We start from the raw sequence: 12,352 nt of genomic DNA on the forward strand, positions 1-12,352 counted from the left end.
CCTATGATGTGCCGCGCGAACATGGGCGCTTCCATAGCAGGGGAGGGCGGAAATCGCAAAGGCCGGGGGCCGCCGATCTGCGTGCGGTTGCAGTTTTCTCCAAAGATACTAATCTATTGATTACCGGAGAGAATTCATGACTGGCACGCCGCTGGCCGAGGCCTATGAAAAGCTGAAGGAACTGCGCCGCCAAGGCGATTCCCGCAGCGACGATATGAGGTCTGTTCTGCGAACCGTCCGCGACATGGTCGCGATCGCGACCGACGAACGGGCTGAAGGACTCATCCGGGCGATCGAAATCAAGACGCTCGCTGAACGTGTATTCGGCGACGCCGCCAAGGCGGATGCCTGGTTGAGTCGCCCCAATTCGAGCCTGTCCGGCCAGCGGCCGCTCGAAATGTTAAGTGACGAACTCGGCGCTGCCGTTGTCCGCGAGATGCTGGAACGAATTGATCACGGCATCTTTGCCTGAGCCTCGCACATGGAGCTCTGGCGGATTTCCAACTACGCCGATCTCTCTGGCATAGGTGGCATGAGGGCCGCGGGTCGATGGCATTCGCAGGGAAGGCGGATCGTCTACCTCGCCGATCATCCTTCGAGCGCACTCCTTGAGATGCTGGTCCATATGGACCGCGATCTCATTCCATCGACGTATCAGTTGCTGCGTATTGACGCTCCCTCCGATGTCGAGTCTGAAAAGATCGACGAGCTTTCGGCAGATTGGCGATCGCAAACAATGGCAACCAGGGAAATCGGCGATCGCTGGCTCGATCGTGCTGCCACTGCTCTACTGCAGGTACCTTCCGCGATTGGTCATGGCAGCAATTTCCTGCTCAATCCTGTCCACCCGGATGCAGCTCGGCTTGCAGTGGTCGAGATTATTCGCTCGCCTTTCGATCCGCGTTTGCTTGGATAGGTGCTGTTCAACCGATCGATCCCAGTTTCGGAAACGCGTCCGGCGCCGCCGCCAGGTCGGCGCGGGCGCGGGCGGAATCCTCGTTCATCCGTGCCACCAGCGCCTCCACGCTGTCGAATTTCAGCTCCTCGCGGATGAAGGAGATGAAGGCGACGTCGAGTTCGGCGCCATAGAGGTCGCCCTTGAAATCGAACAGGAATACTTCCAGCAGCGGCGCGCCATTATCGAAGGTCGGGCGGCGGCCGAAGCTTGCGACGCCATCCAGCCGCTCGCCGCCGCGGCCGACCCGCACCGCATAGATGCCGTGCTTCAGCTCGCAGTTCTTGTCGAGACGGATATTGGCGGTGGGAAAGCCGAGGTCGCGCCCCCGCTTCTCGCCGTGGACCACCTGCCCGGTGACGAACCAGGGCCCGCCCAGCATAGTGGTGGCGTTGGCAATCTGTCCCTCGGCGAGCGCCATGCGGATGGCGGTGGAGGAGACCGGCCGCTCGTCGATATCGACATGGGCCTGCACGTCGACCTCGATGCCGAGCCGCGGCGCTTCGCTGACCAAGAGGCTCGGCGAGCCGGTCCGGCCCTTGCCGAAATGGAAGTCGTAGCCGACCGCAATCCCGCTGATGCCGAGCCGCTCGATCAGGTCATGGTGAATGAAATCTTGCGCGGACGTCCCGGCGCGCACTTTGTCGAAGGTCATCACCACGGCGCCGGCAAGGCCGGTGCCGGCCAATAGGCGCAGCTTGTTGGTTTCGGTCGTCAGACGGAATTGCGGGCTGTTCGGGCTGAAGAAACTGCGCGGATGCGGCTCGAAGGTCACGGCAAATGCCGGCCTGCCTTGGGCGCGGCCCATGCGCAGCGCCGCTCCGATCACGGCGCGGTGGCCGAGATGGACGCCGTCGAAATTGCCCATCGCCACCACCGTCCCCTTGGGGATCGCAGAGGCCGGCGTGGTGTCGCGGATAACGGTGAACTTGGAGGGCATTTCCTGGGAATTCTGGGTCGATTCTTTGGTCCGTTCCCGATGCGGCCGGGACGGGCGGGACCGTGGCTTGGCGGGGCGGGCCAAGTCAAGCGGGGCGCAGATGCGCAGCAGAACGGGTGGTTTTGCCGGCGTTCTCGTGGAGGTGGGTTAACGGCCTGTTTAACGCCTCGATGCTAAGCGTTGGAGGCGGATTGCGGGTAGCGCGATCCGGAATGTCTGTCGTGGCGTAAAGCGTTGGGGGAAGAGAAGATGGCGGTGGATTTGTCGATGCCGGTTCTGGTGGTGGACGACTACAGCACCATGATCCGCATCATCCGAAATCTTCTGAAGCAGCTCGGCTTCGAGAACATCGACGATGCCAGCGACGGTTCGGCGGCGCTGAACAAGATGCGCGGCAAGAAGTATGGCCTGGTGATCTCCGACTGGAACATGGAGCCGATGACCGGTTATGACCTCTTGAAGGAAGTCCGTGCCGATCCGAATCTGGCAACCACGCCGTTCATCATGATCACGGCGGAATCCAAGACCGAGAACGTGATCGCGGCGAAGAAGGCCGGCGTGAACAACTACATCGTCAAGCCGTTCAATGCGGCGACGCTGAAGACCAAGATCGAGGCGGTCTTCCCGGACATGACGATGGCCTAAGCCGAAAGCTGCAGTTCAGAGGTTTGCCGATGCCCGGGCCTCCCCGGGCATTTTGCGTTTCTACCAGCGCAATTCCCGGATCAACGCGCGGGGCGGATGGCCGAACAGCTCCTTCACCGAGGCAGGGTCGAGCTGATCGATGCCTGCGAATTCCTCGGCGTGGATGCCGCGGGTGACGAACAGGCAGTCGATGCCGAAGCCGTGGGCGCCGGCGAGGTCGGTGCGCACACTATCGCCGACGGCGAGCACATGACGGAGCTCGGCCGGATGGCCGCGGCGCTCGCCCGCAAGCGCCATGGCGCGCTCGTAGATCGGTCGGTGCGGCTTGCCGTAGAACACCACTTCGCCGCCGAGTTCGCGGTAGAGCTCGGCAATGGCGCCCGCGCAATAGATCAGCCGGTCGCCGCGCTCGACGACGATGTCGGGATTGGCACAGATCAGCGGCAGCTTGCGCGCGTGCGCCGTCATCAGCATCGGCCGGTAATCCTCGGCGGACTCGGTCTCGTCGTCGAACAGGCCGGTGCAGATGATGTAGTCGGCGCTGTCGAGACCGGACATCGCGGGGTCGAGCCCGCGGTGGATCGAGCTGTCGCGGTCCGGGCCCACCCAGTACAGCTTCTTGCCGGGATGGTCCGCCACGAAGTTCCGGGTCAGGTCGCCCGAGCTGACAATGGCATCGTAGGTTTCATCGGCGACACCGAGCTTGCGCAACTGCCGCTGCACTGAATCGTCCGGCCGCGGTGCGTTGGTGATGAGGATCACGACGCCGCCCTGCTGACGATAGCTGTGCAGGGCCGCGCAGGCCTCGGGGAACGACTCCAGCCCATTGTGCACCACGCCCCAGATGTCGCTGAGCACGACTTCGACGCCGTCAATGACGTCGCGGAGCCTCTCGACAAAGCGCAAGTTCATGGCGGTGAGAGACGGTCAGTTCGGACCGACGGCGCGGCGCGCCAGTGCGGCATTGCCGGTCGCGCGCGGCGGCGGTTCGACGGCAGGCGTTTCGAGCGTGGCCGGGTTGCCGGGACCATTGGCTTCCTGTGGCTTGGTGGCGGTGGCCACGGCGGTAGCAGATGGCCCCTCGGGCCGCAACGGCCGCGGCGGAGCAAACAGGAAGCCCTGTCCGAACCGGACGTCAAAATCAAGCAGGTCGACGACCGCACGCTCGCCTTCGATCTTCTCGGCAATCAGATCGATGCCGAATCGGCCGAGCAAATCGGACAGGTCGGACGGGTGGATGTCGGAGGTGGAGGTCTGCTTGGGATCGAGCAGCAGCGCCGCCGGCACCTTGATGAAGCGGACGCCGCGGTCGGCAAGCTCGCGCGGCTCAAAGCGTAGATCGGTGACATGGTCGATCGAGAAGCGGTAGCCGCGCTGCGCCAGCGCCGCGAGATTCTCCGTCTCGGCAGGTCCCAGCTTGCGCAGGGTGGATTGCTTGAACTCCAGCACGAAGGAAGGCGCCAGCACGCGGTTGGCCTCGAGGAAATCCAGGCACTGTGCGAAATGGGTCGGATTGGAGATCGTGGTCGCCGACACGTTGCAGAACACGCCGACGTCCTTGTTGCGCACCATCAACCGGCGCAGCACCTGCACGCAGCGCAGCATCACGGCATGGTCGATGCGCCCGATCAGGCCGGCGCTCTCGGCGGTGCCGATGAAATCTTCGGCGACCAGCACCTGGTCCTTGTCGTCGCGCAGCCGCGTCACCGCCTCGTAGTAGCGCACCTTGCGCTGCGGCAGCGTCACCATCGGCTGCAGGTAGATGTCGAGCCGGTTTTCCTCGATCGCATTCTTCACCGCGGCGATGAGCTGGGTCTGGCTGCGGGAGGGGGCGCCCGGGGCCGGGGTGGAGGACGCCGCCAACGGCTTGGCTGCTTCGGCCATGCCCGCGGGACCTGCTTCCGCCGCCTGCGGCTCCGCGGCAGGCTGGCTCGGCGGCCCTGGCGGCGTCGGTGCCGCGGGTGGGCCGGCGGCCAGCATCTCTTCATGGGTCGCAACCGTGGTCGCCAACTGCTTGACCAGCACGCCGAGCTCGTTGATCTCGCTGATCACGCCCTGCATGCGGTCGGCTCCGGCGGAATTGGCCGACACCACCTTGCCCTCGACGGCCGACAGCCTTCGGCCGAATTCGGCGACCTGCCGGGCGAGGTCGGCGGTGCCGCGGGAGAGGTCGGCGATCTGGCCGCCGACATCGGTGCGGTCGCGCAGCCGCATCGACACGGCATTGTAGAGAATAAGGAAGGTCAGTGCGGTCAGCGCCACCAGCGCCGATTCATAGAAGGTGATGCCGGCCCAGGAATAGAGCACGAGGCCGAGTGAAGCTGCGACCAGCACCATGCAGATGGCGATGAAGATGGTGGAAATACGGATCATCGCGCGCGTGCCCTCGCGTCCGGAACGCCGCCATGCGGGAAAACACGGAATCTTTCAGGCATGATCTCGTATGCGCTCCCCCAAGGCGCGCGACCATAGCATCATTGCTGATTCGATGGGAGCGCTGTCCGCGCCGCAACTTGGGGCTGACGGCCGCGATCCGCCGCTTCACACCAGTGCGCCCCGGATGCGTCGGAAGCAGGCCGGAGCGGTTCCGGCCTGTTCCAATGGCCAACTACGCCACCGCGCGGATCACCTTGCCGACCTTGTCGACGATCTCGCCGATCTGGTCCTCGGTGACGATCAGGGGTGGGGTCAGCGCCAGCGTGTCGCCGACGGCGCGCAGCATGATGTCGTTGTCGTGGAAGGCGCTGTTGAGCCCGGCGAAGCCGCGCTTGCCCACCCCGTCAGCCGACGGTGCAAGGTCGATGCCGGCGGTCAGTCCCACGGTGCGGATGTCGACCACGTTGGGCTGGTTCCTCAGCGACATCACGGCGTCGGCGAATTTCGGCTCCAGTTTGTTGGCGCGCTCGAACAGGTTCTCGTCGCGGTAGATGTCGAGGGTGGCAAGACCCGCGGCGCAGGCCAGCGGATGCGCCGAATAGGTGTAGCCGTGGGTCAGCTCAACGATGTGCTCGGGGCCGGTCATGAAGGCGTCATGGATGGTGTCGCGCACCAGCACGCCGCCCATCGGGGCTGCGCCATTGGTGACGCCCTTGGCGAAGGTGAGCATGTCCGGCAGCACGCCATAGCGCTCGGCGGCAAAGGCAAAGCCGAGCCGGCCGAATCCGGTAATCACTTCGTCGAAGATGAGAAGGATGCCGTGCTTCTGGGTGATCTCGCGCAGGCGCTTGAGATAGCCCTTCGGCGCCGCCAGCACGCCGGTCGATCCTGCCATCGGCTCGACGATCACGGCGGCGATGGTGTTGGCGCCGTGCAGGTTGACGAGGTCCTCCAGCGCATCGGCGAAATGCGCGCCGTATTCCGGCTCGCCCTTGGTGAAGGCCTGCTTCTCGCGGTCATAGGTCGCCGGCAGATGGTCGACGCCTGCAAGCAGCGAGCCGAAGATCTTGCGGTTGCCGACGATGCCGCCGACGGCGGTGCCGCCGAAGCCGACGCCGTGATAGCCGCGGACGCGGCCGATCAGGCGCGAGCGGGCGCCCTGACCGTTGGTCTGATGATAGGCGAGAGCGATCTTCAGCGCGGTGTCGGCCGCTTCCGAGCCGGAGTTGCAGAAGAAGACGTGGTCGAGGCCCTTCGGCGCGAGATCGGCGATGCGGCTGGCGAGCTCGAACGCCTGCGGGATGCCGAACTGGAACGGCGGCGCGTAGTCCAGCGTAGCCGCCATCTTGCCGATGGCGTCCGAAATTTGCGTACGGCCATGGCCGGCGTTGGTGCACCACATGCCGGCGGCGGCGTCGATCAGCTTGCGGCCGTCGACGGTGATGTAGTGCATGTCCTTGGCGCCGGCGAGCAACCGCGGCGCCTTCTTGAAGGCGCGGTTGGCGGTGAACGGCATCCAGTGCGCGGCGAGATCGTTGGGGACGGCGACGGAGGATTTCGTGGGGCTCTTGTCCAGCATGGGGGCCTCTTTGCGTGTTGTGGGCGCGTCGGCTCTTCACAGGCTATCAGCTTCGCGGTGACCGCGAAATCGCCCAGGCCGTGATATTTCCGCGCAACGCGCCTGCTCACAGGTCGGAGGCCGCGATCCAGAACACTTCGCCCTCGGAATCCTCGGTATCGAGCCAGAGCAGCGGCAATTGCGGGAAGGCGGCCTCGAGATTGTCGCGGCCGCGGCCGATTTCGCATAGCAGGCCACCTTGCGGTGCAAGATGCGCTTTGGCCTGGCCAAGGATGCGCCTGACGATGTCGAGCCCGTCGGCGCCGCCGTCGAAGGCTAGCGCAGGTTCGGCGCGGCATTCGGCCGGCAGGCCCGCCATGCCTTCGGCATCGACATAAGGCGGATTGGAGATGATGAGGTCGTAGCGCGTGCTGCCGAGCGGCGCGAACAGATCGCCGCGGTGCAGCTTGATGCGATCCTCAAGGCCGTGATCGGTGACGTTGCGCGCGGCGACGGCGAGCGCGTCCCTGGAGATATCGACCGCATCAATCGTGGCGTGGGCGAAATGGCGGGCGGCGAGGACCGCAAGGCATCCGCCGCCGGTGCAGAGGTCGAGTACGCTCGCTACTTCCGCGGGATCGCCGATCAGCGAGGCCGCATCCTCGCCATCGCCAAAATGCGAATCCAGCAGTTCGCCGATGAAGGAGCGCGGCACGATGGTGCGCTCGTCGACATAGAAGGGCAGGCCGCGCATCCATATCCTGTTGACGAGATAAGCGGCGGGCTTGCGCGTCGAGATGCGGCGCTCGATCAACTCGATGATTTTTCGGCCTTCCGCCACGGTGAGGCGCGCGTGGGCGAACTGCTCGAACTGGTCGGGATGCAGGTGCAGCGTCTCGCAGACGAGGAAGGCGGCTTCAGCGACGGGATCGGTGGTGCCATGGGCGAAGACCAGCTTTGCTTCGCTGAAGCGGCTGACCGCGTAACGCACGAAGTCGAGCGGCGTTTGCAGCTCGCCGGCGCCGACCTTGGGTACTTTGGCAGCGCTTCGTCCTCGCCTTGCAGCTCTCTTCGCACGTTTCGCCATCAGGATTTGGTCCAGCGCGCGGCAGCCGCGTCGTCATGGCCTTGCGCCTCGATCCAGCTCTTGCCGCGCGCGCTCTCCTCCTGCTTCCAGAACGGCGCGCTGGTCTTGAGGTAGTCCATCAGGAATTCGGCGGCCTGGAAGGCCGCCTGTCGGTGCGAGGAGGCGGTGACGACCAGCACGATGTTCTCGCCAGGGGTGATGCGGCCGAAGCGGTGGATGATGGTCAACCCCTGCAGCGGCCAGCGCGCCATCGCCTCGTCGGCATGGCGCTTGATTTCGGCTTCCGCCATGCCGGGATAATGTTCGAGCGTCAGGGCGGCGATCGGCTCGCTGCCTTCGGTGCCGCGGCAGATGCCGGTGAAGCTGACGACGGCGCCGACGTCGGTGCGGCCCTTGCTGAGCCGCGCGGTCTCCTGCGCGACGTCGAAATCGGCTTGCTGGATCCGGATGGTCGCGGCCGGGCTCATGGCAAAGGCTCAGCCGCCCGTCATCGGCGGGAAGAACGCGATCTCGCGGGCCCCGGCGATCGCCGCATCCGGCTTGACATGGGCATGGTCGATTGCGGCGCGGATCACCTTCGGCTTCTCGAACGCATAAGCATAGGTTTCGCCGCGGCTCGACAGCCAGGCGATGAGATCGTCGACGGTGCGCACGCTGGCGGGCGGCTCGACGGTTTCTTCCGCCTTGCCGATCCGCTCGCGCACCCAGGCGAAATACTTGACCTTCATCCTTCATCCTCCTCGATGAGGTGATGGATGCCGGCGCGGAAATAGTCCCAGCCGGTATAGATGGTGACGATGGCCGATATCCAGAGCAAGACGATGCCGATCAGCGTGGTGGCGGGGAAAAGCTGCTCGCCGGCTTCGCCCGCGATCAAAAATCCGATGGCGACGAGCTGGACGGTGGTCTTCCACTTGGCAAGCTTGGTGACGGGCACGCTGACGCGAAGCGCGGCGAGATATTCGCGCAAGCCGGAGACCAGGATCTCGCGGCAGAGGATCACGACCGCGGCCCAGAGCGTCCAGCCATGGATGGAATTGTCGGCGGCGAGCATCAGCAGGCAGGATGCCACCAGCAGTTTGTCGGCGATCGGATCGAGCATCCGCCCGAAGGCGGATTGCTGGTCCCAAATTCGCGCATAGTAGCCGTCGAGCCAGTCGGTGATGGCAGCGCCAATGAACACCGCCAGCGCGACCCAGCGCAGCCAAAGCGGTCCGTCCAGGATCGACTGGACGTAGACGCAGCCGACCACCACCGGGATGGCGGCGATCCGCCCCACGGTCAGGATGTTCGGGATCGAAAAGCTCTTGGACGGGCTTCTGGTGGTCGCGATGTTCATCCGTCTTACCAATACCGGGGACGCTGCGAGGTCAACACCTTGGCGCACATGAGCGGTGGGAGTTGGGGTAACTTTAGTACCAAACCCGCCCTTAGCCGGGCTGGGTATGGAAATACTCGAAGATCCGGCGGGCACTCTCGGCGCTGACCCCCGGAACCTTGCCGAGATCGGCAATCGAGGCCCGCTCGATCTCCTTCAGAGTTCCGAAGTGCAGCAGCAAGGCACGTTTGCGTGACGGGCCGATGCCGGGGATTTCCTGCAGGCCCGCCTCGCGTATGTCTTTCTTGCGCAGCTTGCGGTGCGAGCCGATCACGAACCGGTGCGCCTCGTCGCGCAGCCGCTGGATGAAGTACAGCACGGGATCGCGCGGCTCGAGCTTGATCGCCTCGCGGTCCGGCATGAACAGGGTCTCCCGGCCGGCGTCGCGGTCCGGTCCCTTGGCGACGCCGAGCAGCGTGACCTTGTCGACGCCGAGCTGGCTGAGAATCTCGCGTGCGGCATTGAGCTGGCCGCGGCCGCCGTCGATGATGACGAGGTCCGGCCATTGCGGGAACGAATCGTCGTCGCGCGGCTTGTTGTCGTCGCCTTCCGCCGGCTTCAACAGCCGCTTGAAGCGGCGTTGCAGCACCTCGCGCATCATGGCGTAGTCGTCGCCGGGCGTCAGCCCTTCCGACTTGATGTTGAACTTGCGGTATTGGTTCTTCATGAAACCGTCGGGGCCGGCGACGATCATGGCGCCGACCGCGTTGGTGCCCTGGATGTGGCTGTTGTCGTAGACCTCGATCCGCTTCGGGGTGTGCGGCAGGCCGAGCGTTCCGGCCATTGCATCCAGCAGGCGTCCCTGGGTGGCGGTGTCGGCGAGCTTGCGGCCGAGTGCCTCGCGCGCATTGGTCAGCGCATGCGCGATCATCTCTTTCTTCTCGCCGCGCCTGGGCACGGAGACCTCGACCTTGAAGCCGGCCTTGACGGAGAGCGCATCGGCAAGCAGCGCAGTGTCCTCCACTTCGTGCGAGAGCAGGATCAGTTTCGGCGGCGGCTTGTCGTCGTAGAACTGCGTCACGAACGAGTTCAGAACTTCCTCCGATGTGAACGTCTTTTCCGCCCGCGGGAAATAGGCGCGGTTGCCCCAGTTCTGGCCGGTGCGGAAGAAGAACACCTCGACGCAGGAATAGCCGCCTTCCTGGTGGATCGCGAACACGTCGGCCTCTTGCACGGTGCGCGGGTTGATGCCCTGCTGCGACTGGATCGCCGACAGCGCGGCGAGGCGGTCGCGGAAGGTCGCCGCGGTCTCGAACTCGAGCTCGCCGGACGCCTTCTCCATTTCGGCGGCGAGCAGCTGCTTCACCGCATGGCTGCGGCCGGACAGGAACTCTGTCGCCTCGCGCACCAGCTCGGTATAGCCGGGGAAATCGATCTCGCGCGTGCAGGGACCGGCACAGCGGCGGATCTGGTAGAGCAGGCACGGGCGGGTGCGGCTCTCGAAGAACGAGTCGGTGCAGGAGCGGATCAGGAACGCGCGCTGCAGCGCCGTGATGGTGCGGTTGACCGCGCCGGCCGATGCGAACGGCCCGAAATAGCGGCCCGGCCGCGTCTGCGCGCCGCGATGCTTCAGGATCTGCGGTGCCCAGTGGTCGCCCGATATCAGGATGTAGGGGAACGACTTGTCGTCGCGAAGCTGCACGTTGAAGCGCGGGCGAAGCTGCTTGATCAGGTTCGCTTCGAGCAGCAGCGCTTCGGTCTCGGTCACGGTCGAGACGATCTCGACATTGGTCGTCGCTGCGATCATGCGCAGGATGCGCGCCGGCAGCGGTGCGTTGGCCCGCGCATACGACGTGAGGCGCTTTTTGACGTTCTTGGCCTTGCCGACATAGAGCACGTCATTGGCCGCATTGAGCATGCGATAGACGCCCGGCGAAGTGGGGGCGAGCCGCACGGCGTTCTCGATCGCCGCATGTCCCGTCGTCAGCCCGCCTTCGGCGATGGCTTCCGCCGGTTCCTCGGCAAGCTCGGGCAGCCGCGCTTCCTCGTCGTCCTCGGCGCTCGCCGTCGCCGGGTCGATGTCGCCCGCCACATCCTGTGGCGTGCCGGCATCCTGCGGCGGCATATCGCCGGTGGAACCGGGCTTGCCCTTGCGCGCGTGCGGCGGCGCCGGATGATCGCGGGAATCGTCTTTCATGGGGCCGAACTTATGCATTGCCGCGCGGCATCGCCAGCCGCAGGAACACGCGGCGGCCGCGGTCCGACGTAACACATTTTTAAGAATGATGAGCGGGCGGTAACTCGGCTTAACAAGGCTTTAACTTAAAACTCTCGATAACTCGTACCCGAAAAGACTGCAATTGCGTAACCATGGCGGCGCCTTCGCCGGCCCTGGTTGCGGTGAGTGGCGTGGGTGGAGAGTACCGATGACCAGGGTTGTGTTGGGCGCGCTGGCGTTCCTCGCGGCAGGCTTGAGCGTTCCGGCCGGTGCTGCGGATTTCAACTACAGGCCCTACACGGTCAACCAGCCGCTCAATGCCTATAGCTGGGCCGGTCCCTATCTCGGCGGCAATTTCGGCTACGCCTGGGGCAGCGTCGACAATGCCTGGGCCAAGCCGAGCGGCTTCGTCGGCGGCCTGCAGGCCGGCTACAACTGGCAGCGCGGCCCGTGGGTGTTCGGCGTCGAGGGCGACATCCAGGGCTCCAGCGCCGACGACACCTTCGCGGCCTGGAAGTTCTCCAACCCGTGGTTCGGCACGCTGCGCGGCCGCGGCGGTTATGCCTTCAACAACGTGCTGTTCTACGGCACGCTGGGCCTGGCCTACGGCCAGCTGCGCGCCGCCACCTTCGGGCTCACGGAGTCCCACAACAACATCGGCTGGACCGCGGGCCTCGGTGCCGAGTTCGGCTTTGCGCCGAACTGGAGCGCCAAGGTCGAGTACCTCTATGTCGATCTCGCCAACAGCAATTTCGTCATCACCGGCGCCTCGCACGGCCTGTCTTTCGGCACGGTACGGGCCGGGGTGAACTACCGCTTCTGACGACAAGAAACACTTCACAAGAACACTTGGCGTAACGACCTCCCGGCCGCCGAAAGCGGCCGGGATTTTTTTCGGCGATGTGAGAGCTTCGCTAGGACACCACGAGGTTGACCGCTTTCGGGCCCTTGCCCTTCTTGTCCGGCTCGACCTCGAAGCTGATGCGCTGTCCCTCGGTGAGATCCTTCAGTCCGGCGCGCTCCACCGCGGTGATGTGAACGAACACGTCGCGGCCGCCGTCATCGGGCTTGATGAAACCGTAGCCGCGCTCGCCGTTGAAGAACTTGACCGTCCCTGTCATGGCCATCGGGAAATCCTCCCCCGTCTGCTTTGCCGTGACGCGCCAATGTCGCGCTCGGCCCGACCGGACAATCGCTGCCGGAAAGCATGGCCACCTTGACGGATCGCAAGCCAATTCGAAGCGCATCCGTCCGG

At 65.0% G+C, this 12,352-nt stretch carries 14 protein-coding genes; 4 read left to right on the forward strand and 10 right to left on the reverse strand.

What is annotated here, in order from left to right; translation table 11 throughout:
- Positions 1 to 136: 136 nt before the first annotated feature.
- Both ACT4OC_RS10155 and ACT4OC_RS10160 read left to right on the forward strand, forming a co-directional pair.
- Entirely contained in the window at positions 137 to 472 is a 336-nt protein-coding gene (locus ACT4OC_RS10155; protein WP_444838847.1) for an antitoxin Xre/MbcA/ParS toxin-binding domain-containing protein, read from the forward strand.
- Between the two features lie 9 nt (positions 473 to 481).
- Positions 482 to 916, forward strand: coding sequence for an RES family NAD+ phosphorylase (locus ACT4OC_RS10160; protein WP_444838848.1), 435 nt, complete (start codon positions 482 to 484; stop codon positions 914 to 916).
- A gap of 7 nt (positions 917 to 923) precedes the next feature.
- Here ACT4OC_RS10160 and ACT4OC_RS10165 read toward each other — a convergent pair whose 3' ends face one another.
- Positions 924 to 1,895, reverse strand: a complete 972-nt coding sequence (locus ACT4OC_RS10165) for a bifunctional riboflavin kinase/FAD synthetase (RefSeq protein WP_444838849.1) — start codon at positions 1,893 to 1,895, stop codon at positions 924 to 926.
- A gap of 249 nt (positions 1,896 to 2,144) precedes the next feature.
- Here ACT4OC_RS10165 and ACT4OC_RS10170 point away from each other — a divergent pair, with 249 nt between their 5' ends.
- A complete protein-coding gene (locus ACT4OC_RS10170; protein ID WP_291617153.1) occupies positions 2,145 to 2,540 on the forward strand; it encodes a response regulator in 396 nt (131 codons plus the stop codon).
- Positions 2,541 to 2,600: 60 nt separating this feature from the next.
- Here the strand turns inward: ACT4OC_RS10170 and ACT4OC_RS10175 are convergent, their stop codons facing one another.
- From ACT4OC_RS10175 to uvrC, 8 genes are all read right to left on the reverse strand, one after another.
- On the reverse strand, positions 2,601 to 3,452 hold the full coding sequence (locus tag ACT4OC_RS10175) for a TIGR01459 family HAD-type hydrolase (RefSeq protein ID WP_444838850.1): 852 nt from the start codon (positions 3,450 to 3,452) through the stop codon (positions 2,601 to 2,603).
- Between the two features lie 15 nt (positions 3,453 to 3,467).
- Positions 3,468 to 4,913, reverse strand: a complete 1,446-nt coding sequence (locus ACT4OC_RS10180; RefSeq protein WP_444838851.1) for an EAL domain-containing protein — start codon at positions 4,911 to 4,913, stop codon at positions 3,468 to 3,470.
- Between the two features lie 235 nt (positions 4,914 to 5,148).
- Complete coding sequence (locus ACT4OC_RS10185; protein WP_444838852.1) at positions 5,149 to 6,495, reverse strand: aspartate aminotransferase family protein; 1,347 nt, start codon at positions 6,493 to 6,495, stop codon at positions 5,149 to 5,151.
- Positions 6,496 to 6,601: 106 nt separating this feature from the next.
- Complete coding sequence (gene prmB, locus ACT4OC_RS10190; protein WP_444838853.1) at positions 6,602 to 7,561, reverse strand: 50S ribosomal protein L3 N(5)-glutamine methyltransferase; 960 nt, start codon at positions 7,559 to 7,561, stop codon at positions 6,602 to 6,604.
- Positions 7,561 to 8,028 carry a molybdenum cofactor biosynthesis protein MoaE gene (locus ACT4OC_RS10195; RefSeq protein WP_444838854.1) on the reverse strand — a complete coding sequence of 156 codons (468 nt, stop codon included), beginning with the start codon at positions 8,026 to 8,028 and terminating at the stop codon, positions 7,561 to 7,563. The genes prmB and ACT4OC_RS10195 overlap by 1 nt, the downstream gene beginning before the upstream one ends.
- 9 nt (positions 8,029 to 8,037) lie before the next feature.
- On the reverse strand, positions 8,038 to 8,289 hold the full coding sequence (moaD, locus tag ACT4OC_RS10200) for a molybdopterin converting factor subunit 1 (protein ID WP_444838855.1): 252 nt from the start codon (positions 8,287 to 8,289) through the stop codon (positions 8,038 to 8,040).
- Positions 8,286 to 8,900, reverse strand: a complete 615-nt coding sequence (gene pgsA / locus ACT4OC_RS10205; RefSeq protein ID WP_444838856.1) for a CDP-diacylglycerol--glycerol-3-phosphate 3-phosphatidyltransferase — start codon at positions 8,898 to 8,900, stop codon at positions 8,286 to 8,288. The genes moaD and pgsA overlap by 4 nt, the downstream gene beginning before the upstream one ends.
- 91 nt (positions 8,901 to 8,991) lie before the next feature.
- Positions 8,992 to 11,076 carry an excinuclease ABC subunit UvrC gene (uvrC, locus tag ACT4OC_RS10210; RefSeq protein ID WP_444838857.1) on the reverse strand — a complete coding sequence of 695 codons (2,085 nt, stop codon included), beginning with the start codon at positions 11,074 to 11,076 and terminating at the stop codon, positions 8,992 to 8,994.
- 229 nt (positions 11,077 to 11,305) lie between these two features.
- Between uvrC and ACT4OC_RS10215 the strand changes: the two genes are divergently transcribed.
- A complete protein-coding gene (locus ACT4OC_RS10215; protein ID WP_444838858.1) occupies positions 11,306 to 11,920 on the forward strand; it encodes an outer membrane protein in 615 nt (204 codons plus the stop codon).
- A gap of 91 nt (positions 11,921 to 12,011) precedes the next feature.
- On the opposite strand, the gene ACT4OC_RS10220 is transcribed toward ACT4OC_RS10215, so the two are convergent.
- Positions 12,012 to 12,224 carry a cold-shock protein gene (locus ACT4OC_RS10220; protein ID WP_013501119.1) on the reverse strand — a complete coding sequence of 71 codons (213 nt, stop codon included), beginning with the start codon at positions 12,222 to 12,224 and terminating at the stop codon, positions 12,012 to 12,014.
- Between the last annotated feature and the right edge of the window lie 128 nt (positions 12,225 to 12,352).

It is taken from the genome of Bradyrhizobium sp. (genome assembly GCF_052389815.1).
Classification (GTDB): domain Bacteria; phylum Pseudomonadota; class Alphaproteobacteria; order Rhizobiales; family Xanthobacteraceae; genus Bradyrhizobium.

What these genes read in the sequence shown, in the direction of transcription:
- ACT4OC_RS10155 (WP_444838847.1), top strand. Translation starts at nt 137, where the DNA reads ATGACTGGCACGCCGCTGGCCGAGGCCTATGAAAAGCTGAAGGAACTG.
- ACT4OC_RS10160 (WP_444838848.1), top strand. Translation starts at nt 482, where the DNA reads ATGGAGCTCTGGCGGATTTCCAACTACGCCGATCTCTCTGGCATAGGT.
- ACT4OC_RS10165 (WP_444838849.1), bottom strand. Translation starts at nt 1,895, where the DNA reads ATGCCCTCCAAGTTCACCGTTATCCGCGACACCACGCCGGCCTCTGCG.
- ACT4OC_RS10170 (WP_291617153.1), top strand. Translation starts at nt 2,145, where the DNA reads ATGGCGGTGGATTTGTCGATGCCGGTTCTGGTGGTGGACGACTACAGC.
- ACT4OC_RS10175 (WP_444838850.1), bottom strand. Translation starts at nt 3,452, where the DNA reads ATGAACTTGCGCTTTGTCGAGAGGCTCCGCGACGTCATTGACGGCGTC.
- ACT4OC_RS10180 (WP_444838851.1), bottom strand. Translation starts at nt 4,913, where the DNA reads ATGATCCGTATTTCCACCATCTTCATCGCCATCTGCATGGTGCTGGTC.
- ACT4OC_RS10185 (WP_444838852.1), bottom strand. Translation starts at nt 6,495, where the DNA reads ATGCTGGACAAGAGCCCCACGAAATCCTCCGTCGCCGTCCCCAACGAT.
- prmB (WP_444838853.1), bottom strand. Translation starts at nt 7,561, where the DNA reads ATGGCGAAACGTGCGAAGAGAGCTGCAAGGCGAGGACGAAGCGCTGCC.
- ACT4OC_RS10195 (WP_444838854.1), bottom strand. Translation starts at nt 8,028, where the DNA reads ATGAGCCCGGCCGCGACCATCCGGATCCAGCAAGCCGATTTCGACGTC.
- moaD (WP_444838855.1), bottom strand. Translation starts at nt 8,289, where the DNA reads ATGAAGGTCAAGTATTTCGCCTGGGTGCGCGAGCGGATCGGCAAGGCG.
- pgsA (WP_444838856.1), bottom strand. Translation starts at nt 8,900, where the DNA reads ATGAACATCGCGACCACCAGAAGCCCGTCCAAGAGCTTTTCGATCCCG.
- uvrC (WP_444838857.1), bottom strand. Translation starts at nt 11,076, where the DNA reads ATGAAAGACGATTCCCGCGATCATCCGGCGCCGCCGCACGCGCGCAAG.
- ACT4OC_RS10215 (WP_444838858.1), top strand. Translation starts at nt 11,306, where the DNA reads ATGACCAGGGTTGTGTTGGGCGCGCTGGCGTTCCTCGCGGCAGGCTTG.
- ACT4OC_RS10220 (WP_013501119.1), bottom strand. Translation starts at nt 12,224, where the DNA reads ATGGCCATGACAGGGACGGTCAAGTTCTTCAACGGCGAGCGCGGCTAC.